This is a genomic window from Jejuibacter sp. L23 (assembly GCF_050815825.1).
In the GTDB taxonomy this organism is placed as follows: Bacteria; Pseudomonadota; Gammaproteobacteria; order Enterobacterales; family Enterobacteriaceae; genus Jejubacter; species Jejubacter calystegiae.
Genome location: NZ_CP138199.1, coordinates 2,977,616 through 2,997,953, shown reverse-complemented (window position 1 = coordinate 2,997,953; position 20,338 = coordinate 2,977,616). Strand labels below are relative to the sequence as shown.

General features: G+C 58.9%; 22 protein-coding genes. 16 read left to right on the top strand and 6 right to left on the bottom strand.

The annotated features are described in order from the left end of the window. Nucleotides 1-95: 95 nt before the first annotated feature. Both ychH and tnpA read left to right on the top strand, forming a co-directional pair. Nucleotides 96-380, top strand: coding sequence for a stress-induced protein YchH (gene ychH, locus SCU88_RS13895; RefSeq protein WP_175341708.1), 285 nt, complete (start codon nt 96-98; stop codon nt 378-380). Nucleotides 381-577: 197 nt separating this feature from the next. After that, nucleotides 578-1,036, top strand: coding sequence for an IS200/IS605 family transposase (gene tnpA, locus SCU88_RS13890; protein WP_175342350.1), 459 nt, complete (start codon nt 578-580; stop codon nt 1,034-1,036). Nucleotides 1,037-1,156: 120 nt separating this feature from the next. Here the strand turns inward: tnpA and dauA are convergent, their stop codons facing one another. The 4 genes from dauA to lolB form a co-directional block, all read right to left on the bottom strand. After that, nucleotides 1,157-2,824, bottom strand: coding sequence for a C4-dicarboxylic acid transporter DauA (gene dauA / locus SCU88_RS13885; protein ID WP_175340657.1), 1,668 nt, complete (start codon nt 2,822-2,824; stop codon nt 1,157-1,159). 100 nt (nt 2,825-2,924) lie between these two features. Then, a complete protein-coding gene (gene prs / locus SCU88_RS13880) occupies nt 2,925-3,872 on the bottom strand; it encodes a ribose-phosphate diphosphokinase (protein WP_138097807.1) in 948 nt (315 codons plus the stop codon). Nucleotides 3,873-4,014: 142 nt separating this feature from the next. Beyond that, nucleotides 4,015-4,863 (bottom strand): 4-(cytidine 5'-diphospho)-2-C-methyl-D-erythritol kinase, encoded by an 849-nt coding sequence (gene ispE, locus SCU88_RS13875; protein WP_175340656.1) that lies wholly within the window; start codon nt 4,861-4,863, stop codon nt 4,015-4,017. Beyond that, the gene (lolB, locus tag SCU88_RS13870) at nt 4,860-5,480 is read right to left on the bottom strand and encodes a lipoprotein insertase outer membrane protein LolB (RefSeq protein ID WP_175340655.1); all 621 of its coding nucleotides are present in this window, start codon (nt 5,478-5,480) and stop codon (nt 4,860-4,862) included. The genes ispE and lolB overlap by 4 nt, the downstream gene beginning before the upstream one ends. A gap of 200 nt (nt 5,481-5,680) precedes the next feature. On the opposite strand from lolB, the gene hemA reads away from it, so the two are divergent. The 13 genes from hemA (at nt 5,681) to SCU88_RS13805 (ending at nt 17,501) form a co-directional block, all read left to right on the top strand. Next, a complete protein-coding gene (gene hemA / locus SCU88_RS13865) occupies nt 5,681-6,937 on the top strand; it encodes a glutamyl-tRNA reductase (protein WP_175340654.1) in 1,257 nt (418 codons plus the stop codon). A gap of 39 nt (nt 6,938-6,976) precedes the next feature. Next, a complete protein-coding gene (gene prfA, locus SCU88_RS13860; RefSeq protein ID WP_138097803.1) occupies nt 6,977-8,059 on the top strand; it encodes a peptide chain release factor 1 in 1,083 nt (360 codons plus the stop codon). Continuing rightward, on the top strand, nt 8,059-8,892 hold the full coding sequence (gene prmC / locus SCU88_RS13855; RefSeq protein WP_175340653.1) for a peptide chain release factor N(5)-glutamine methyltransferase: 834 nt from the start codon (nt 8,059-8,061) through the stop codon (nt 8,890-8,892). Before prfA ends, prmC begins: the two co-directional genes overlap by 1 nt. A 41-nt stretch (nt 8,893-8,933) precedes the next feature. Next, on the top strand, nt 8,934-9,323 hold the full coding sequence (locus SCU88_RS13850; protein WP_175340652.1) for a SirB2 family protein: 390 nt from the start codon (nt 8,934-8,936) through the stop codon (nt 9,321-9,323). Nucleotides 9,324-9,326: 3 nt separating this feature from the next. Then, on the top strand, nt 9,327-10,136 hold the full coding sequence (gene sirB1, locus SCU88_RS13845) for an invasion regulator SirB1 (protein ID WP_175340651.1): 810 nt from the start codon (nt 9,327-9,329) through the stop codon (nt 10,134-10,136). Nucleotides 10,137-10,177: 41 nt separating this feature from the next. Further along, the gene (gene kdsA, locus SCU88_RS13840) at nt 10,178-11,032 is read left to right on the top strand and encodes a 3-deoxy-8-phosphooctulonate synthase (protein WP_175340650.1); all 855 of its coding nucleotides are present in this window, start codon (nt 10,178-10,180) and stop codon (nt 11,030-11,032) included. 236 nt (nt 11,033-11,268) lie between these two features. Continuing rightward, complete coding sequence (gene nrfA, locus SCU88_RS13835; protein WP_175340649.1) at nt 11,269-12,705, top strand: ammonia-forming nitrite reductase cytochrome c552 subunit; 1,437 nt, start codon at nt 11,269-11,271, stop codon at nt 12,703-12,705. Nucleotides 12,706-12,749: 44 nt separating this feature from the next. After that, entirely contained in the window at nt 12,750-13,286 is a 537-nt protein-coding gene (nrfB, locus tag SCU88_RS13830) for a cytochrome c nitrite reductase pentaheme subunit (RefSeq protein ID WP_175340648.1), read from the top strand. Beyond that, nucleotides 13,283-13,954 carry a 4Fe-4S dicluster domain-containing protein gene (locus tag SCU88_RS13825; RefSeq protein WP_138097796.1) on the top strand — a complete coding sequence of 224 codons (672 nt, stop codon included), beginning with the start codon at nt 13,283-13,285 and terminating at the stop codon, nt 13,952-13,954. Before nrfB ends, SCU88_RS13825 begins: the two co-directional genes overlap by 4 nt. Beyond that, nucleotides 13,951-14,886, top strand: coding sequence for a cytochrome c nitrite reductase subunit NrfD (nrfD, locus tag SCU88_RS13820; RefSeq protein WP_138097795.1), 936 nt, complete (start codon nt 13,951-13,953; stop codon nt 14,884-14,886). The genes SCU88_RS13825 and nrfD overlap by 4 nt, the downstream gene beginning before the upstream one ends. Nucleotides 14,887-14,896: 10 nt before the next feature. After that, nucleotides 14,897-16,594 carry a heme lyase NrfEFG subunit NrfE gene (gene nrfE / locus SCU88_RS13815; RefSeq protein WP_431810169.1) on the top strand — a complete coding sequence of 566 codons (1,698 nt, stop codon included), beginning with the start codon at nt 14,897-14,899 and terminating at the stop codon, nt 16,592-16,594. Then, on the top strand, nt 16,591-16,983 hold the full coding sequence (nrfF, locus tag SCU88_RS13810) for a heme lyase NrfEFG subunit NrfF (protein ID WP_175340647.1): 393 nt from the start codon (nt 16,591-16,593) through the stop codon (nt 16,981-16,983). The genes nrfE and nrfF overlap by 4 nt, the downstream gene beginning before the upstream one ends. Next, nucleotides 16,956-17,501: a TPR domain-containing protein gene (locus SCU88_RS13805; protein ID WP_431810012.1), complete on the top strand. Its 546-nt coding sequence runs from the start codon at nt 16,956-16,958 to the stop codon at nt 17,499-17,501. The genes nrfF and SCU88_RS13805 overlap by 28 nt, the downstream gene beginning before the upstream one ends. Nucleotides 17,502-17,532: 31 nt before the next feature. Here SCU88_RS13805 and chaA read toward each other — a convergent pair whose 3' ends face one another. Continuing rightward, the gene (chaA, locus tag SCU88_RS13800; protein ID WP_138097794.1) at nt 17,533-18,633 is read right to left on the bottom strand and encodes a sodium-potassium/proton antiporter ChaA; all 1,101 of its coding nucleotides are present in this window, start codon (nt 18,631-18,633) and stop codon (nt 17,533-17,535) included. Between the two features lie 605 nt (nt 18,634-19,238). On the opposite strand from chaA, the gene SCU88_RS13795 reads away from it, so the two are divergent. Next, complete coding sequence (locus SCU88_RS13795) at nt 19,239-19,916, top strand: gamma-glutamylcyclotransferase (protein WP_138097793.1); 678 nt, start codon at nt 19,239-19,241, stop codon at nt 19,914-19,916. A 4-nt stretch (nt 19,917-19,920) separates the two neighbouring features. Here SCU88_RS13795 and SCU88_RS13790 read toward each other — a convergent pair whose 3' ends face one another. Continuing rightward, nucleotides 19,921-20,274, bottom strand: a complete 354-nt coding sequence (locus SCU88_RS13790) for a DsrE/DsrF/TusD sulfur relay family protein (protein ID WP_138097792.1) — start codon at nt 20,272-20,274, stop codon at nt 19,921-19,923. Nucleotides 20,275-20,338: the final 64 nt, after the last annotated feature.

Genomic DNA, 20,338 nt, shown 5'->3' with positions numbered 1-20,338 from the left:
TCGAGACCGCACACATTGAAATGAGTAATTGCCTATACTTTGACTTACAAGGAAAGGGGATATTCCCTGGCGACCCAAGGTTCCGGAGGTGACAGATGAAACGCAAAAACGCTTCATTACTCGGCAATATGTTGATGGGGTTGGGGTTAGTGGTAATGATTGGCGGCGTAGGCTATTCCGTACTTAACCAGCTTCCACAGCTTAATTTACCAGAATTTTTAGCCCACGGTGCGGTATTCAGCATCTTTGTTGGCGCAATTCTGTGGCTGGCGGGGGCACGTATTAGCGGTCGTGAACGGGTGACAGATCGCTACTGGTGGGTACGGCACTACGATAAACGCTGCCGTCGCAGCGGCGGCAGGCAGCATCACCACAGTTGATGCTCGTTCGCCAGGTCATGAAGAAGGCGCCGTCTGATACGGCGCTTTTTTGTTGTATACAGAAAACCCCCAGCTAGGCTGGGGGTTCCGTGAAGCTTTCAGCTATAAATCAGTTATATAAACCCCTTTTGATTTGTTAAAACACCTTGCGGTCTGGCAACTGCAAGGGTTAAACAAGAAATCAAAAGGGGGTCCCAATGGGGGACGAAAAGAGCTTAGCGCATACCCGATGGAACTGTAAATATCACATAGTTTTTGCGCCGAAATACCGGAGACAGGTGTTCTATGGAGGGAAGCGCAGGGCGATAGGTAAGATCTTAAGAAAGCTGTGTGAATGGAAAAGTGTGAAGATACTGGAAGCGGAATGCTGTGCAGATCATATCCATATGCTTGTGGAGATCCCGCCGAAGATAAGCGTGTCGAGCTTCATGGGTTATCTGAAAGGGAAAAGCAGTCTGATGCTGTACGAGCAGTTTGGAGATCTGAAGTTCAAATACAGGAACAGGGAGTTCTGGTGTCGTGGGTATTATGTAGACACGGTGGGCAAGAACACGGCAAGGATACAGGAATACATAAAGCACCAACTGGAGCAGGACAAGCTGGGAGAACAGTTATCGATTCCGTATCCAGGTAGCCCGTTTACGGGCCGTAAGTAACGAAGTTTGATGCAAATGTCAGATCGTATGCGCCTGTTAGGGCGCGGCAGGTAAGAGAGCCTTATAGGCGCATCTGAAAAACCTCCGGCTATGCCGGAGGATATTTATTTTATCTCGTATTCAGGCCAGCGCTTCGTCGCGATCGGCGAAGAAGGCCAGGCGACCGGGAATGGGCTGAATACCGGCCCGGGCCAGAGTCCGCAGCGGCTGGAATTCCAGATTACAGATGCGCAGTTCACAGCCTTCAGGCAGTTTCGCCACAAAGCGGCGCAGGGCATCCAGCCCTCCCGCGTCAAGCAGCGGTACTGCATCCCATTGCAGTATCAGGATCCGGTGGCCGTTAAGGCGCTGGCTCAGATCGTTAAAGATCCCTTCCGCCGCGGCGAAAAACAGCGGCCCGGTGACACGCAGCGCCAGCACGTCGTCCGGGGTCGTCACCGGCAGTGGCGCCAGCCGGGTCATGCGCGCAATGCGCCGCATAAACAGCAGCGATGCCATGACGATCCCCACGCTAATGGCGATGACCATATCGAACAGCACCGTCAGTGACATACAAATCAGCATCACGATGATGTCGTCCTTCGGCGCCTGACGCAGTAGCGCCACCACTTTACGCGCCTCGCTCATATTCCAGGCCACCATCAGCAGCAGCGCCGCCATGGCGGAAAGCGGCAGCCAGGAGAGCAGCGGAGCAAGAGCCAGCAGCGCCAGCAGCACCAGCAGGGCATGGATAATGGCCGATACCGGCGAGCTGGCCCCGGCGCGCACGTTAGCGGCGGAGCGGGCGATAGCGGCGGTGGCGGTAATGCCGCCGAAGAATGGCGCGACAATATTGCCCAGCCCCTGGCCCAGCAGCTCGCCGTTGGCGTTATGGCGGGTGCCGGTCATGCCGTCCAGCACCACCGCGCATAGCAGCGATTCAATGGCCCCCAGTAGCGCCATCGAAAAGGCTGCCGGTAACAGGGCCTGTAGCGAATCCAGATTCAGGGTAAAAGTATCGCCCGGCAGCGACCATGGCAGCATCAGCTGGGGTAGCAGCGGCGGAATGCCATTACCCTGGCTACCGTCGGCCAGCAGATAGTGAAAGCGAGTACCGATGGTAGCCACTTCCCCGCCTGCCAGCATCACGATTCCCATGACCGCGCAGCCTGCCAGCAGTGCGGGTAGGTGGCCAGGCAGGCGCAGGCCCAGCCGCGGCCACAGCACCAGTACCGCCAGCGTAACGCAGCCTGTGACGGTATCTCCCAAATTTAGCGTGGGTAATGCTATCGCCAGGGCCGCCACTTTGTCGGTGTAGTGCTCCGGCGTGTGGTTCAGCGTCAGCCCAAGGAAATCCTTAATCTGCATGGTGGCGATGGTAATGGCGATCCCGGAAGTAAAGCCCAGGGTGACCGGTAGAGGGATATATTCAATCAGCCGCCCGAAGCGCGCCAGGCCGAACAGAATCAGGAATACCCCGGAAAGCAGCGTCGCCACCAGCAGGCCGCTGAGTCCGAACTGCTGCGAAACCGGATAGAGAATCACCACAAAGGCGGCCGTGGGGCCGGAAACGCTATAGCGCGAACCGCCGGTCACGGCAATGATGATACCTGCCACCGCCGAAGTATAAAGCCCATACTGGGGCGGTACGCCGCTGGCGATAGCCAGCGCCATGGCCAGCGGAATAGCGATAATCCCTACGGTCAGACCGGCGATCAGATCGCGGCTGAAGCGGGCGGCGCTGTAGGGTTCGCGCCAGCAGGCATCCACCAGCGCGCGAAAGGGAAGTACGGTATTACGAAAGTTCACGATGTCGTCCATGGGCGCCGGCGGCGCGAGGTATTGATCATACAAATGTGTAACAAAAAAGAAAAAACCCGCCGAAGCGGGTTTTTTCTGAGCCGTTCGATTAGTGGTCGAACATGGCGGAGATGGATTCTTCGTTGCTGATACGGCGAATCGCTTCGGCCAGCATGCCGGAGAGCGTCAGCGTACGCACGTTCGGCAGGGCTTTAATCTCGTCAGAGAGCGGAATGGTGTCGCAGACCACCACTTCATCGATCGTCGAGTTACGCAGGTTGGTGACCGCGTTGCCCGAAAAGATGGGGTGGGTGGCGTAAGCGAATACGCGTTTGGCGCCGCGCTCTTTTAGGGCTTCGGCGGCTTTGCACAGGGTGCCGCCGGTATCGATCATATCGTCAACCAGAACGCAGTCGCGACCGGCGACGTCACCGATAATGTGCATCACCTGAGAAACGTTGGCACGCGGGCGACGTTTATCGATGATAGCCATTTCGGTGTCGTTCAGCAGTTTGGCAACGGCACGGGCGCGCACAACGCCGCCGATATCCGGAGAAACCACGATCGGGTTGTCGAGATCTTTCTGCAGCATATCTTCCAGCAGGATCGGGCTACCGAACACGTTGTCTACGGGAACGTCGAAAAAGCCCTGAATCTGCTCAGCGTGCAGGTCTACGGTCAGAACGCGATCCACGCCGACGCTGGAGAGGAAATCGGCAACCACTTTGGCGGTAATCGGCACACGTGCGGAGCGCACGCGGCGATCCTGACGGGCGTAGCCGAAGTAGGGGATAACGGCGGTAATGCGTCCTGCGGAAGCGCGGCGCAGGGCGTCGACCATGACGACCAGCTCCATCAGGTTGTCATTGGTGGGTGCACAGGTTGACTGGATGATGAAAATATCGCCACCACGTACGTTTTCGTTGATTTGTACACTGACTTCTCCATCGCTGAAGCGGCCGACAGCGGCGTCTCCAAGAGAAGTGTACAGGCGGTTGGCAATACGTTGAGCCAGTTCCGGGGTGGCGTTACCAGCAAAAAGCTTCATATCAGGCACGAGAAGAACCTCAGGCATGCGTCCAGTAGTGGATGATGGGCCATCGCACCGTTATCCGGTGCGGGCGGGGTGGCACATCATCCCGGCGGTGTATTAAAAAGCATGGTGCAACGTCTGAAACAAGGTGACGTTGTCACCGGCGCTAAGCTTGCCCGGGTAAGGTCCTGTGCAGCGGGGAGTGATTGACGCCTCGCGCCACGAAACCCTGCGACCATACCGGGGCTTGCTCAAGCACCTGACGGGCCGCGGATTCAGTGTCAAATTCAGCAAAGACACAGGCTCCGGTGCCTGTCAGACGCGACGGCGCGTATTCTAACAGCCAGGAAAGCAGGGCATCAACCTCGCGAAAACGTTTTCTTGCGATAACTTCGCAATCGTTGTGGAATTCACATTTCAGCAACATGTCAATTGACCGCACCGGCGTATTGCGCACTAATTCAGGATCTTTAAAGATATCCGGCGTGGCGATACTAATACCCGGATGCAGCACCAGATACCATTTTTCCGGCGGCGAGACCGGTGTCAGCAGGTCGCCAACCCCTTCGGCAAAGGCGGCGTGACCGCGCACGAAGACCGGCACATCGGCCCCCAGGCGTAGCCCAATGTGAGCCAGCTGGTCCAGAGAAAGCCCGGTGTTCCAAAGATGATTCAGCGCCACCAGCGCCGTGGCGGCATTGGAAGAACCGCCCCCCAGCCCGCCGCCCATCGGTAGCACCTTTTCTACGGCCAGATCGGCACCAGGCACCGCGCCGTTGACCGTCTCTGACAGCATACGGGCGGCGCGTACGATCAGATTCTGTTCATCCGGCACTCCAGCCACCGGCGTCAACAGGTGAATCTCGCCGTCGGTTCGTGGGCTGATGGTTATGGTGTCGCCATAGTCCAGAAACTGAAACAGGGTCTGGAGATTATGATAGCCGTCGGGGCGACGGCCAGTGATATAGAGAAACAGATTCAGTTTAGCCGGTGACGGCCAGCGGGTTGCGCTCATTTCACGATCCAGTTATCCATCTTCAGCTTAATGCGCTGCTCGCCGTCGTTCAGCTCCATACTGGCGGGCAGGGCGGGCTGCACTTTATCGCTATAGCCGCTCCAGGTCACCTTCCATTTTCTGCCGTCGCTGCCGTAGTTCAGCTCGCTCAGGCGGTGATTTTGGTCAACCCGGTAATCGGTGGCATCGCCCGGCAGGCCGAGGATCCACTGACGCAGGCTGTCGATGGGAATCGGCATACCGGTCAGACGCTCCAGCATCTCTTCGGCGTCCTGGGACTGATAGCGCTGGCCTTTGTTATCTACCAGGGTTACTGCGCCGGGCTGGGCGTTCAGCTCCAGCTCGGTGCTGCCCAGCGGATTGGTCAGCAGCAGGCGGTAACGATCCTGGCCAGTCTGCTGCCAGAAGAAGCGGGCGTAGACTTTCTGGTCGTCGGAAATATAGGCGAAGGCGCCGCGGGTCTGGTACTGACTCAGGCCTTTAACCTGGGCCATATGCTGCTGCCACTGGGGATTATCGTGACTGACTCCCGGGCCTTTCGGGGCCTGATGGCTGACGCAGGCGGCGAGTACCAGGCTTGCCAGCGGTAGCAGGCGCAGCGGACTGAATTTGATCATAGCGCAATAAATCCTTGAGAACCGTCAATATTATAGTTAACCATCCTGGCGGGCGTCGTACGGCCCGTCAATGACGAAATGGGCGGGATCATCAAAATTATCGATTAGTTTGAAAGGCAGGGCGTCGTCTTTTATTGGGGCTGCGCATCCTGTATTATGCTTGCAGTAATCCTTACCAAGACCGGCATTATTCCGCACACATGACCCTGTTAGCTCTAGGCATCAACCATAAAACTGCTCCGGTATCACTGCGAGAACGCGTCACGTTTTCGCCGGACACCCTTGACCAGGCGCTGGAAAGCCTGTTGGCGCAGCCAATGGTGCAGGGCGGGGTGGTTCTCTCTACCTGCAACAGAACAGAACTCTATCTTAGCGTTGAAGAGCAGGAGAATCTGCAGGAAGCGCTGGTACGCTGGCTGTGTGACTACCACGGGCTGGATGAGACCGAAGTTCGCAATAGTCTGTACTGGCACCAGGATAACGACGCTGTCAGCCATCTGATGCGGGTCGCCAGCGGTCTGGATTCAATGATTCTCGGCGAACCGCAGATTCTGGGGCAGGTGAAGAAAGCCTTCGCCGATTCGGCCCGCGGCCATCTGCACGCCAGCGATCTGGAACGCATGTTCCAGAAATCCTTTTCGGTGGCCAAACGGGTTCGTACCGAAACGGAAATCGGTGCCAGCGCGGTGTCGGTGGCCTTCGCTGCCTGTACTCTGGCGCGCCAGATCTTCGAATCCCTTTCCGAAGTGACCGTACTGCTGGTCGGCGCCGGTGAAACCATTGAACTGGTGGCGCGCCATCTGCGTGAACACCAGGTTCGCCATATGATTATCGCCAACCGCACCCGCGAGCGGGCGCGTGAGCTGGCCGACGAAGTCGGGGCCGAAGTTATTGGCCTGCCGGAGATCGACGAACGGCTGGCCCAGGCCGATATTATCATCAGCTCCACTGCCAGCCCGCTGCCGATTATCGGCAAGGGCATGGTGGAGCGCGCCCTGAAGGCGCGACGCAACCAGCCGATGCTGCTGGTGGATATCGCCGTCCCGCGCGATGTCGAACCGGAAGTGGGCAAACTGGCCAACGCCTATCTCTACGGCGTAGATGACCTACAGTCCATCATTCAGCACAATATGGCCCAGCGTCAGGCCGCGGCGGTACAGGCGGAAACCATCGTTGCCCAGGAAACTGGCGAGTTTATGGGATGGTTGCGCGCCCAGAGTGCCAGCGCCACCATCCGTGAGTATCGCGGTCAGGCTGAGCAGGTGCGTGATGAACTGACCAGCAAAGCGCTGGCTGCCCTTCAGCAGGGCGGCGATGCTGAAGCCGTGCTGCAGGAGCTTTCCCGTAAGCTGACCAACCGGCTGATCCATGCTCCTACCAAATCGTTACAGCAGGCGGCGCGCAATGGCGACGACGAGCGCCTGAATATCCTGCGCGACAGCCTCGGGCTGGACTAGCGCGCCCCCCATTCGAATACCACAAGGTAATAGCTACCCATGAAGTCTTCTATTGTTGCCAAACTGGAAGCCCTGCAGGAGCGCCATGAAGAAGTTCAGGCCCTGCTGGGCGATGCGGAGGTCATTGCCGATCAGACGCGCTTTCGCGCGCTGTCGCGTGAGTACGCTCAGTTGAGCGATGTCTCCCGCTGTTTTCTACAGTGGCAGCAGGTGCAGCAGGATATCGAAACCGCCCAGGAGATGTTGGCGGACCCGGATATGCGCGAAATGGCCCAGGAAGAGCTGGATTCCTCACGCGCCCGCAGTGAAGAGTTGGCGCATCAGCTTCAACTGTTACTGCTGCCGAAAGATCCCGACGATGAACGCAACGCCTTCCTGGAAGTGCGCGCCGGAACCGGCGGTGATGAGGCGGCGCTGTTCGCCGGCGATCTGTTCCGGATGTACAGCCGCTATGCCGAATCCCGGCGCTGGCGGGTGGAAATCATGAGTGCCAGCGACGGCGAAATGGGTGGCTATAAAGAGGTCATCGCCAAAATCAGCGGCGAAGGCGTTTACGGCCACCTGAAGTTCGAATCCGGCGGTCACCGGGTACAGCGGGTACCGGCCACCGAATCCCAGGGGCGTATTCATACTTCCGCCTGCACCGTGGCGGTGATGCCGGAACTGCCGGAAGCCGAACTGCCGGATATTAACCCGGCGGATCTGCGCATTGACACTTTCCGTTCCTCTGGCGCCGGTGGCCAGCACGTTAACACCACCGATTCCGCTATTCGTATCACCCACCTGCCCACCGGCATTGTGGTGGAGTGTCAGGATGAACGCTCCCAGCATAAGAACAAAGCCAAGGCGCTGGCGGTGTTGGGCTCGCGTATTCACGCCGCCGAAGTGGCGAAGCGTCAGCAGGCGGAAGCCTCGACCCGCCGCAATCTGTTAGGCAGCGGCGATCGTTCCGATCGCAACCGCACCTACAACTTCCCCCAGGGGCGTGTGACTGACCACCGCATCAACCTGACGCTTTATCGTCTGGATGAAGTGATGGAAGGCAAGCTGGATATGCTGATCGATCCTATTGTTCAGGAACATCAGGCCGATCAGTTGGCGGCGCTTGCCGGGCAGGAGTAATGGATTATCAGAACTGGGTGCGTCAGGCAACGGCGCGCCTCGCTGGCAGCGACAGCCCGCGACGCGATGCCGAAATCCTGTTGGGGCTGGTCACGGGGCGCTCCCGCACTTATCTTCTCGCCTTTGGCGAAACCCGACTATCAGACGCGGAACTGGACCAACTGGAGCAACTGCTGGCGCGCCGCGAGCGCGGTGAACCTGTGGCTTACCTTACCGGCCAGCGCGAATTCTGGTCGCTACCGCTGGCGGTCTCTCCGGCCACGCTTATCCCACGCCCGGACAGCGAATGTCTGGTGGAACAGGGGCTGGCGCGTCTGCCCGCAGAGCCCTGCCGCATTCTCGATCTCGGTACCGGAACCGGCGCTATCGCCCTGGCATTAGCCAGTGAACGGCCGGATGCCGCAGTCACAGCGCTCGAACTGATCCCAGAGGCCGTTGCGCTGGCGCGCAGCAACGCGCAAAATCTCGCCATTGACAACGTCACCGTGCTCCAGAGCGACTGGTTTTCCGCCCTGGAGTCCGGACAGCGTTTCGATTTGATCGTCAGCAATCCTCCATACATTGATGCGGAGGATCCGCACCTGAGACAGGGGGATGTCCGTTACGAACCCAAATCGGCGCTGGTGGCGGCCGATAAAGGGCTGGCGGATTTGCAGCAGCTGATTACTGAGGCCCGTTACTGGCTGCAGCCAGGCGGGTGGCTACTGCTGGAGCATGGCTGGCGTCAGGGGGAAGCGGTACGCGAACTGTTTAACGGTGCGGGCTACGAGCGGGTGGAAACGCATCGCGACTACGGCGGCAATGAGCGGCTGACCGCAGGGCAGTTTATCTGACCCCGGGGCAGGAAAATTTATAACAATACTGGAGTAAGGCAATGGCGGCATATTTCGCCCTAAAGCATCTGCACATTCTGACGGTGGCTATCTCTGTCTCGCTGTTTATTTTGCGTTACTGGTGGCAATACCGCGCTTCGCCCATGGCCAATAAGCGCTGGGTGCGTATTGTGCCACATATCAACGATACGCTGCTGCTGGGCAGTGGAGTAGCATTAGTCGCTGTCACCCATTTCTGGCCTTTCACGCCCCAGGGCACATGGCTGACTGAGAAACTGTTTGGCGTTATTATCTACATCGTTTTGGGTTTTATTGCGCTCGGCCGCGGCCAGCGTAGTCAGAAAGCGCGCGCTGGCGCGTTTATACTGGCGCTGGTGGCGCTGTACGTCATCATCGAACTCGCCACCACAAAAATTCCGTTATTGGGGTAAATCATGGAGTCGTTAGCCGGTTTTGAATTTAATCAGGCGCCGCTGTGCGAGGGCATGATTCGGGTCTCGCAGGCTATTCGCGAGGACTTTCCAACGCAGCAGGTGCGCGCGCAGCTCGATAAGCTGGCAGAGCTGGCCCGCGAGGAGATTAGCACAGGGTGGCAGCAGGACGATCGGTTGGAGAAACTGCTGGAGCTGTTTTATGGCGAGTGGGGCTTTCATGATTCGGACGGCGTCTATCGTCTTTCCGACGCGCTGTGGCTCGATGAGGTGCTCAACCGCCGCCAGGGCAGCGCCGTCTCTCTGGGAGCGATTCTGCTGTGGCTGGCGGATACGCTGGATATTCCGCTGATGCCGGTTATCTTCCCGACCCAACTGGTTCTGCGTGCCGACTGGATGGATGGCGAGATGTGGCTAATCAACCCGTTCAATGGCGAAACCCTGAATGAACATATTCTGGAGGTCTGGCTGAAGGGCAATGTCGGCCCGTCGGCCCGTCTCTACGACGAAGATCTGGATGAAGCGGATAACGCAGAGGTGATCCATAAGCTGCTGGATACCCTGAAGACCTCGCTGATGGAAGAGCAGCAGATGGAGTTGGCGCTGCGCGCCAGCGAGGTACTGCTGCAGTTCAACCCGGAAGATCCTTATGAAATCCGCGATCGCGGGCTGATTTATGCCCAGCTCGACTGTGAACACGTGGCGCTTAACGACTTAAGCTATTTTGTCGAACACTGCCCGGAAGATCCGATCAGCGAGATGATTAAAGCGCAAATTAATTCGATTTCTCACAAACCGATTACGCTGCACTAAGTGCGACAGTTTTTTCCGGTTCACACCAACAAGGCGAAAATATGAAACAGAAAGTGGTTAGCATTGGTGATATCAAGGTCTCGAACGATCTGCCGTTTGTGCTGTTTGGCGGCATGAACGTGTTGGAATCCCGCGACCTGGCGATGCGCATCTGTGAACACTATGTCGAGGTAACCAACAGGCTTGGCATCCCCTACGTTTTCAAAGCCTCCTTTGATAAGGCGAACCGCTCTTCGATCCACTCATACCGAGGGCCGGGTCTGGAAGAGGGCATGAAGATTTTTGAAGAGCTGAAAAAAACCTTCGGCGTGAAAATCATCACTGACGTACATGAGCCGCTGCAGGCCCAACCGGTTTCCGAAGTGGTGGATGTGATCCAGCTTCCGGCCTTCCTGGCCCGCCAGACCGATCTGGTGGAAGCCATGGCGAAGACCGACGCGGTGATCAACATCAAGAAGCCGCAGTTTATCAGCCCGGGGCAGGTGGGCAACATCGTGGATAAATTCCATGAAGGCGGTAATGACCGGGTGATCCTCTGCGATCGCGGCAGCAACTTCGGTTATGACAACCTGGTTGTCGATATGCTCGGCTTTGGCGTGATGAAGCAGGTCTCCGGCAATGCACCGGTGATCTTTGATGTGACCCACGCCCTGCAATGCCGCGACCCCTTTGGCGCGGCCTCCAGCGGTCGCCGTGGCCAGGTGGCGGAACTGGCGCGCGCCGGGATGGCGGTCGGCCTGGCCGGTCTGTTCCTGGAAGCGCATCCGGATCCGGAAAATGCCCGCTGCGACGGTCCTTCAGCGCTGCCGCTGGCAAAACTGGAACCCTTCCTGCAGCAGATCAAAGCGATCGACGATTTGGTGAAGAACTTCCCGGAGCTGGATACCAGCCACTAATCGTTTTACCGCCGTCCGGCTGGCGCCGGCGGCGGTTTTCTTTTATCGTCCACTGCAATCCGCCTTCTCTGAAGTGCATCACAGCTTCCGCCCCTGCCGGTTTTTCATACTGTTACATTGATCAAAGACAATGCTTTCATTGTGGTTTTTGGCTAGAAAATAGACCACTCCCGCCACGCTATTGCGCTGTTCCCGTCGGCGATACGACTCATTTCCCCATAACAATAAGTATCGGGATGGTATCTATGGTCAGAATTTTGTCTCTGATAGCACTACTGTTGAGCCTGTCGTTCACCAGCGGCGCGGCCGATGTCCCGGACGCCGCTAAACCACAACCTGCCGCCAACGTGGAAGCGCGCAACGGACGCTTCCAGGCGCTACATCCCGATCAGTATGCCTCCTGGCTGGCCACGGCGCAGCAGTCGGCCCGGGAGGATGCTCTGGCGGAAGATCCCCGGCTGGTCATCCTGTGGGCTGGCTACGCCTTTGCCAAAGATTACAATAAGCCGCGCGGCCATGCTTATGCTCTGACGGATGTTCGGGAAACGCTGCGCACTGGGGCGCCTAAGGGCAACGATGATGGCCCCATGCCGATGGCTTGCTGGAGCTGCAAAAGTCCGGATGTGGCACGGGAAATTGCGGAAAACGGCGAGCAGGCGTACTTCCACGGTCAGTGGGCCAGGGGCGGGCCTCAGGTAGTGAACGCCCTGGGCTGGGCTGATTGCCATAACACCGCCGCTCCCGGGTTTTCCAGCGGCAAACCTGCTCTGGTGCTGTCCCGCCCCTATGCCGCCCGTGCCATGAACGCCCTGGGTACCCCATTTGAGCAGGCCAGTCGCTTTGATCAACAGTCGATGGTTTGTGGACAGTGTCACGTTGAATACTACTTCGCGGGCAAAAGCAAAGCGGTGACTTTCCCCTGGAAACAGGGCACCACTGCGGATGCGATGGAAGCGCTGTATGACGATATCCGGTTCAGCGACTGGACTCATCAACTTTCCGGAGCACCGATGCTTAAAGCCCAGCACCCTGAATATGAAACCTGGCGCAGCGGTATCCACGGCCAGAACAATGTGACCTGTATCGACTGCCATATGCCGAAGGTGCAGAACAGCCAGGGTCAGCTCTATACCAGCCATAAAATTGGTAACCCCTTCGATAACTTTGAACAGACCTGCGCCACCTGCCATACCCAGGATAAACAGACGCTCACGCGGATTGTGGCTGAACGTAAGCAGAGCATCGGGGAAATTAAGCTGAAGGTGGAGGATCAACTGGTTCATGCCCATTTTGAAGCCAAAGCGGCCCGGGACGCTGGCGTGAGTGAGGCGGCGCTAGCCCCGGCATTGCAGGATATCCGTCATGCCCAGTGGCGCTGGGATTATTCCATCGCTTCCCACGGTATTCATATGCATGCCCCCGAGGTGGCGCTGCGCACCCTGGGAACCGCGTTGGATAATGCCGCTGAGGCGCGCATCAAGCTGGCGCATCTGCTGGCGAGCAAAGGCATTAACGGGCCGGTGGCGCTGCCGGATATCTCCACCAAAGAGAAAGCCCAGCAGGCGATCGGACTCAATATGCCGCAGATCCTGGCGGAGAAAATCCAGTTCCTGAAGGCGGTAGTGCCAGCATGGGAGCAGGAAGCCCAGCGTGAAGGCCGACTGGATAAATAACCCGTCGCCCCGCCGGGCGGGGCACACCACGGAGCGGAGTGAATATGCGTACGATGCGTTGGTTATTAACGGTCGGTTTTGGCTGCCTGTGGCTGATGCTGTTGTCCCTGGCCCGTGCGGATACCGGGGTCGAGCTACAGCGCAGCCGGGACCAGGCCTGCCTGGATTGCCATAAGTCCCACCAGCAGGGGATGCTGGGGCAACATGCCCGGGCAACCAACCCCAATAATGGTCTGCCGGTGACCTGTACAGACTGCCACGGCAGGCCAGGTCCCCGACATCGCGAAGGGGCAAAGGACGTGATGCGCTATAACGACCCGGCTTTTAGCGTGGAGCAACAGAACAGCGTCTGCTTCGCATGCCATCAGCCGGAAGCGTTAAGGGAGGCTTTCTGGCCCCATGACGTGCATGCCGCCACGCTGACCTGTTCGGGCTGTCACCGGTTACATCCGGACAAGGATAGGGTGACGATGCTGAACGATAAGGCCAGGGTCAGGCTGTGTGTGGACTGCCACCGCGAACAGCAGGGCAATCCGGCTTTTAATCCGGCCTCGGTCTGGCCGGATAAGGAGCGGCCATGAGCTGTTCCCGTCGTCGTTTTCTGGCCGGGGCTGGCGTACTGGCGGTAGGGGGGCTTTCCATACCGCTGGTGCTGGCCCAGAGCAAGAACCGGGCTGGTGTGCGCCTTGGCATGGTGCATGATGAAACGCGCTGTATTGGCTGTACTGCCTGTATGGATGCCTGTCGGACGGTGAATCAGGTACCCGAATCAGTCTCGCGGCTGGAGATTATTCGCAGTGGCCCCACAGGGGCGTTTCCCGAAGCTCGCTATCGCTTCTTCCGCCACTCCTGCCAGCACTGCGATCGCGCTCCCTGCGTGGCGGTCTGTCCCACTGGCGCCTCATATCGCGATATGGCGACGGGGATCGTCGATGTCCATGCCGATCTCTGCGTGGGTTGTCAGTACTGCATCGTGGCCTGCCCGTATCAGGTACGTTTTATTCATCCCGAAACCCGGGTTGCCGATAAGTGTGATTTTTGCCGTAAAACCCGTCTCCGGCAGGGGCAGCAGCCCGCCTGCGTTGAAGCCTGCCCGACAAAGGCGTTGATCTTCGGCAACCTTGAGGATCCACAAAGCGACATCGCACGGCTTATTGCGGCGCGCATCACCTATCGCTACAAACCGGCGTTGGGCACGCTCCCCAAACTCTACCGGGTCCCCTTCCGCTATGGCGAGGTGAAACTATGAGATCGGCGTTTCATTTTGAAGGACTTGTCTGGGACTGGCCCATTGCCGTCTATCTGTTTCTGATTGGCATATCGGCGGGGTTGGTGATGGTGGCGATTATGCTGCGTCGCGGGCTTCCGGAAGCGGGAGAGCCGCAGAGTCCGGTGATGCGCGCCACGCTGTGGGTGGCGCCGCTGTCGGTGATACTGGGTCTGCTGATACTCATCTTCCATCTGACCCGCCCCTGGGCCTTCTGGAAGCTGATGTTTCACTACAGCCTGACCTCGGTGATGTCGATGGGGGTGATGTTGTTTCAGATCTATATGCTGACGCTGGCGGCGTGGCTGGCGGTGGTGTTCCGCGCGCCGCTCAACGCGCTGGTACGGCGTTGGCTGCCGCCGCTGTTGCCCGCCGTTGCGCTACTGGAGAGGTTTCAGCGCTGGCTGCGACCGCTGGAACATCTGATGCTGGGGCTGGCGCTGCTGCTGGGGGCTTATACCGGCTTTCTGCTGTCGGTATTGACCTCCCGCCCCATGCTTAACCATCCCGTGTTACCCGCGCTGTTTCTGTTTTCCGGGCTGTCATCGGGTCTTGCCGTCGCCATGCTGGCGGCTGCCCGGGAGCGGCATGCCAGGACTCTGCACTGGCTCCATGGCCTGGAAATGCCGATCCTGGCAATGGAGATTTTTCTGCTGGTGGCCTTTTTTGCCGGGCTGTGGCTGGGGGACGACGGTAAAGTCCGGGCGTTCGGGGCGGCGCTGGGCGGGGGATTCTGGAGCGCCTGGTTCTGGTGGGGCGTGGTGGGGCTCGGATTTGTGGCCCCCATTCTGGCGCGCTGGGCTATCCGGCGCAGGCCCGGGCTTCAGGTGGCGATTGCCTGCGGCTGCTCTCTGGTAGGAGTCCTGATGCTGCGCTTTTATATTCTCTACGCGGGGCAGATGACCCTTGCCTGAGTCTGCAGTGCTGCCCGGCGTGGGGAGCTGGCTGGCGGAAGGGGGCTATCTTTGCCTGCTGCTGGGGCTGGCGCTTAGCGTGGTGATACTGTTTGACGGTTTACGCCAGTACTGGCGGCCCAGGGGGGCGGCGCGGGCGGGCAGCAGTATTGCGCTGGCGCTGCTGCTGAGCGGTGCCATGCTGATTTTACTGCTGGCCCTGGCGCTGAATGACTTTTCGCTTCACTACGTGATGAGCCATAGCAATAGCGCGCTGGCGCTGCCGTTCCGACTGGCGGCGGCCTGGGGGGGTCATGAAGGCTCGCTGCTGCTATGGAGTCTCTCTCTTGCCGTCTGGCAGGCGATAGCCGCGTGGCGGTGGCGGGGGAAGGGGCTACGTCGTAAGGGGCTTACCCTGGCGCTGGGCTCGATTATCCAGGTTGCGCTACTGCTGTTTATTGTGACCCTGTCCGATCCTTTCGCCCGCCAGTTTCCCGCTCCGCTGGACGGGCGCGATCTCAATCCCATGTTGCAACATCCCGCGCTGCTAATGCATCCGCCGCTGCTCTATCTGAGCTATGCCGGATTTCTGTTTAGCGCGGCGCAACTGCTGGCGGGGTTGTTTTGCCAGACCGCGCCTGCCGCGCTGGCTCGCTTGTGTCTGCGTAACGTGGCCATTTCCTGGAGTCTGTCGACCGCCGGTATGATCCTGGGGTCCTGGTGGGCCTGGAGTGAGCTGGGCTGGGGGGGATGGTGGTTTTGGGACCCGGTCGAGAATGCATCGCTTCTGCCCTGGCTGACCGGCATCGCCAGTCTGCACGCGCTGGTCGTTATGCGCCGCAGCGGCCATTTAAGCCGCAGCGCCACGCTACTGGTGCTGGCGACCGGGCTACTGACGCTGTTGGGTACCTTTATCGTGCGTTCGGGCATATTAATGTCGGTACATGCCTTTGCGCTGGATGAGACGCGCGGGCTGCCGCTGCTGGCGCTGTTTGCGCTATTGAGCCTGGGGGCGCTGTCGGCGTTTGCCGTTAGCGCCTGGCGCTACCGCCGGATGCCGGACGGGCCCGCACCCAGCGTCTGGCTGGTGGGGGGCCTGTGGCTGTTTGTCGCCAGTGCGCTGGTGGTGTTGATCGGTACGCTATTCCCCATTCTGTACCGGCTGACCGGCGGTGGGCAGATCTCGGTGGGGGCGCCCTGGTTTAACCTGGTGCTGTTGCCCTTCGCGCTGGTGGGGATAGCGCTGATGCTGGCCGCAAGCCGCAGAGGCCGTTGGCCGACATGGCTGGCCCATAGTGGGGTATTAGTCTGCGCTGCCGGTATCGCCAGTGCAGCGTTACTTAAGCAGGAGGTGAGCGTATTGCTAATGCCGGGTGAGAGCGTCACTCTGGCCGGTTACCGCTTTACGCTTCAGGAAACACGTCTTCTGGCGGCAGGAAACTATAGCGCTGAGCAGCTCACCATCGGCGTCTGGCGTGATGATACCGTGCCGATAGCCACCCTGCGGCCGGAGCGGCGTTTTTATAGCGTCCGTGGGCAGCAGATGTTTGAACCGGATACGGCCACCAACGGCTGGCGCGACTGGTACGCGCTGGTGGGGGAAAAACCCGCCCCCGGCCGTTATGCGGTGCGTCTTTATGTACAGAGTGGCGTTCGGCTGGTCTGGGGGGGAGGGGTATTGATGCTGCTGGGTGCGGCATTTAGTGGAGCGGGGAGAAAGCGGCAATGAGGAGACTGGCCTGGAGCCTGATGCTGTGGTGCCTGGTGACGACGGGGGCGTTGGCGGAGGTCGTGGATACCTGGCGCTTTAGTTCGCCAGAGGTACAGGACAGGGCGCTGGCGATTTCTGGCAGGCTGCGTTGCCCCCAGTGCCAGAACCAGAGTCTGCTGGAGTCGACAGCGCCGGTGGCGGTTGCCATGCGTCATCAGGTCTTCGCGATGGCGGAACAGGGGAAGAGCGAGCAGGAGATCACCGGCTATATGACCGAACGCTATGGGGATTTTGTCCGTTACCAGCCGCCGTGGCGCGGCGCGGCGCTGGTGTTGTGGCTGTTTCCGCCGTTACTGCTGGTCGCCCTGGCGGTGGCGCTGTGGCGTTACCACAGGAGGCGACAATGACCATGGGGGGCTGGCGTACTCTGTTGGTTATTACGCTGCTGGTACTCTGCGGCCTGGCGCTGGCGCCACGCTGGCAGAAGGTGATGGCGCAGCAGGAAAAACGGCCGCTGTCGGTATCTCAGCCCGTCCCACAAAGCGGTGATGACTGGGCTTTGCTGGGCGACAGGCTGATGCTCGATGACCGCTATCCGCAGGCACTATTTGCTTATCGTCAGGCGCTGACGCTGCGTGGCGGCGATGCCCGACTTTATGCGGCGCTGGCCGTGGCGCTTTACTATCAGAACGGGCAACAGCTGACGCCAGAGGTACGGCAGTGGATCGATAGCTCGCTGGCGGCCGAGCCGGATGAAGTGACGGCACTGATGCTGCTGGCGTCGGATGCGTTTCTGCACGCCGATTATTCACGGGCGATAACGTTATGGACGCGAGTGCTGGATACGCCGTCGCCGCGGGTTAATCGTCAGCGGCTGGTAGAGGCGATAGGTATGGCACAGAGGCTGGCGGATGAGGCGAAGTAACAGGGGCCGCAGGTGCGGCCCCTGTTACAACTCAGGCGAAAATCGTCATCAGATAGGCGGCAAACAGCGCCAGATGCGCTGCACCGTTCAGCACGTTAGTACGGCCGGTAGAGAAGGAGATCTGGCACAACACCAGCGAGGCCAGCATCACAATCATCTCCGGGGCGCCCAGTGCGAAGATCAGCTCATTGCCGGTGATAATGGCGATCAGGGTCACTGTAGGCACCGTCAGGGAGATGGTCGCCAGCACCGAACCGAAGAACAGGTTCATGGCGCGCTGTACCTGGTTATTCAGCACCGCTTTAATGGCGCCAAGCCCTTCCGGCGACAGAATCAGTAGTGCTACCAGGAAACCGGTGAAGGCTACCGGGGCGTTCATCCAGGTCAGCAGGTTTTCCAGAGGCACGGCGTTCATCTTGGTGACTGCAATCACAGCAATCAGATGGACGATCAGCCAGACGGTGTGCCAGGCGCTGCTGTGCGCAGAAGGTTTGCCGTGATGCGGATCGTCGTCATCCGCTTCGTCTTCGTGCTCGTAAACGAACAGGCTCTGGTGAGTGCGGGTCTGGATCAGCAGAAATACGCCATACATGGCGGCGGAAATCAGGGCGACTAACAGCGACTGGCCGATAGTGAAGTTCGCCCCCGGCAGCGCCATGGGGAACACCAGCACAATTACCGCCAGCGGGAACATGGCGATCAGATACTGCTTAATACCGAACAGGTTGACGTACTGAGTGGCGAATTTGCGCCCGCCCATCAGCAATGCGAATCCGACCAGACCGCCGGTGACAATCATAATGATAGAGTAGAGTGTGTCACGCATCAGGGTTGGGGCGGCGTCGCCGGTGGCCATCAGCGCCGAGATCAGGCTGACTTCAAGAATCACTACCGACAGACTGAGAATCAGAGAGCCGTAGGGTTCGCCCAGTCGGTGGGCAAGCACGTCGGCGTGACGTACCACGCTAAAGGCGCTGCTCAGAATGGCGACCAGCGCCAGGAGGTTAATACCGGCGATGGCCGGCAGCGACTGGCTGGAGCCCCACATCGCGAGCACCACCAGTGCCACAACCGGGAAGATGAGGGTAGTCTCCTTGTGGCGGGTTTTTACCGCCTCATGCTGCTTTGTCAATTGTAATTCTCCCTATTATCGCAGGTGAATAGCCTGCCGTTACCAGCAGTCATTATAGTAAAACCATGAATACTCGATAAAATAGCAGATATTTTGCTAAATGCTGCGTTTTTTTACTAAATTTTACTGCTTTAGGGATATTTTCTTTAATCGCCTGATAAATCGCATAATAGTTTTTAAATTATACGTTAATCAATGAGTTATAATTTTATTGTCTGTAGAACTGTCTGAGCCCTGCTGATGACTCGCCGTGCGGCGAGGATAAGATTTTCATGGCGATTTCCCCCAGAACTTGTGCCCGTATTCAGACAGTTGATACTTATCTGGCGTGTAGATGCCCATGCTGGTGTCGTCAGTCATGATAAGGGAAAAGGCGACTCAGAACCGGTATTGGTGATTTATCAGTAAAAAGTATGCGTCAGGAGGCGGGTACTCCGTCAGGTTACGGATAATATCGCGGGGGGGCCAAAAAGTATCAAAGTGCCCCTTGTCAGCGACGCCGTAATTTTCTATGGTCGAAATAGCGCGCGCACAGGCAGGGCATGCGCGAGCCGGGAAGGCTCCTGACTGGCCGGGATGCAGTAACGCTAAGCAGGGGGATACGGGTGATCACACGCGATTTTTTAGCTAACGCAGATTGTAGTACCGCCTTTGGTACCATTGAATCTTCATTACTTTGGTCGGTCGAACAGCGGGCGGCATCGCTGGCCGCAACCCTGGCCTGCCGTCCCGGGGGGCCAGTGTGGATCTTTGGCTATGGCTCCCTGATGTGGAACCCGGCGCTGGAGTATGAAGAGTCAGCTACCGGCTCTCTGGAAGGGTGGCACCGGGCTTTTTGCCTGCGGCTCACCGCCGGGCGCGGCACTGCCAGCCAGCCCGGGCGCATGCTGGCGCTTAAAGAGGGCGGCCGCACCACCGGCGTGGCCTTCCGGTTGCCGGAAGCGACCCTGGAGCAGGAGCTGACGCTACTGTGGAAGCGCGAGATGATCACTGGCTGTTATCTGCCGCGCTGGTGTCCGCTGCGGTTGGACGATGGCCGTACCGTGAATGCGTTGGTGTTTACCATGGACCCCCGCCATCCGCTCTATGAGTCAGACACCCGGGCGCGGGTAGTGGCGCCGCTGATTGCCGCGGCCTGCGGTCCCCTTGGCAGCAATGCCCAGTATCTGTTCTCGCTGGAGCAAACGCTGGGCAAACTCGGTATGCACGACAGCAACCTTGACGATCTACTGGCTGAGGTGCGCGCCATTCAGGGCGTCAGCGGTACGGCGCCGGAACGTTAATGGCTCAGAAAGTCAGCACCTTATCGGCCGCCAGGGTCCATTCAGCCAGTTCCACCAGAGTACCTATCTCCACGCCATCCACCAGCGGTAGGGCGCTGACGCCGCGGCCGTCGGCGCAGGTCTTACACAGTTTCACGGGCACGTCCTGAGCGGTCAGAATCTCCAGCATCTGTTGGATGTTGTAGCCCTCGGTGGGGTTCTGGCCGCGCAGTCCGGCGGTCACCGCATCGGACATTAAAAACAGCTTCACTTCCGGCTGGATGTTCTGCTCGCGCAGCGCAATGGCCAGCCGCAGGCTGTTAAACAGAGACTCGCTGCCGTAGGCGGCGCCGTTGGCGATAATCACGATCTTTTGCATTTTCTCTCCCTGCCCGGGCGGGCATGACTTTTGCTTGCTCTGAAATAACGGTTATTTCGGAGGG

Coding starts and splice junctions, on each gene's coding strand:
- SCU88_RS13825 (WP_138097796.1), top strand. CDS start 13,283: ATGAGCTGTTCCCGTCGTCGTTTTCTGGCCGGGGCTGGCGTACTGGCG.
- sirB1 (WP_175340651.1), top strand. CDS start 9,327: ATGGAGTCGTTAGCCGGTTTTGAATTTAATCAGGCGCCGCTGTGCGAG.
- SCU88_RS13850 (WP_175340652.1), top strand. CDS start 8,934: ATGGCGGCATATTTCGCCCTAAAGCATCTGCACATTCTGACGGTGGCT.
- nrfA (WP_175340649.1), top strand. CDS start 11,269: ATGGTATCTATGGTCAGAATTTTGTCTCTGATAGCACTACTGTTGAGC.
- ychH (WP_175341708.1), top strand. CDS start 96: ATGAAACGCAAAAACGCTTCATTACTCGGCAATATGTTGATGGGGTTG.
- ispE (WP_175340656.1), bottom strand. CDS start 4,863: ATGAGCGCAACCCGCTGGCCGTCACCGGCTAAACTGAATCTGTTTCTC.
- lolB (WP_175340655.1), bottom strand. CDS start 5,480: ATGATCAAATTCAGTCCGCTGCGCCTGCTACCGCTGGCAAGCCTGGTA.
- tnpA (WP_175342350.1), top strand. CDS start 578: ATGGGGGACGAAAAGAGCTTAGCGCATACCCGATGGAACTGTAAATAT.
- nrfF (WP_175340647.1), top strand. CDS start 16,591: ATGAGGAGACTGGCCTGGAGCCTGATGCTGTGGTGCCTGGTGACGACG.
- prfA (WP_138097803.1), top strand. CDS start 6,977: ATGAAGTCTTCTATTGTTGCCAAACTGGAAGCCCTGCAGGAGCGCCAT.
- kdsA (WP_175340650.1), top strand. CDS start 10,178: ATGAAACAGAAAGTGGTTAGCATTGGTGATATCAAGGTCTCGAACGAT.
- hemA (WP_175340654.1), top strand. CDS start 5,681: ATGACCCTGTTAGCTCTAGGCATCAACCATAAAACTGCTCCGGTATCA.
- nrfB (WP_175340648.1), top strand. CDS start 12,750: ATGCGTACGATGCGTTGGTTATTAACGGTCGGTTTTGGCTGCCTGTGG.
- prmC (WP_175340653.1), top strand. CDS start 8,059: ATGGATTATCAGAACTGGGTGCGTCAGGCAACGGCGCGCCTCGCTGGC.
- nrfD (WP_138097795.1), top strand. CDS start 13,951: ATGAGATCGGCGTTTCATTTTGAAGGACTTGTCTGGGACTGGCCCATT.
- SCU88_RS13790 (WP_138097792.1), bottom strand. CDS start 20,274: ATGCAAAAGATCGTGATTATCGCCAACGGCGCCGCCTACGGCAGCGAG.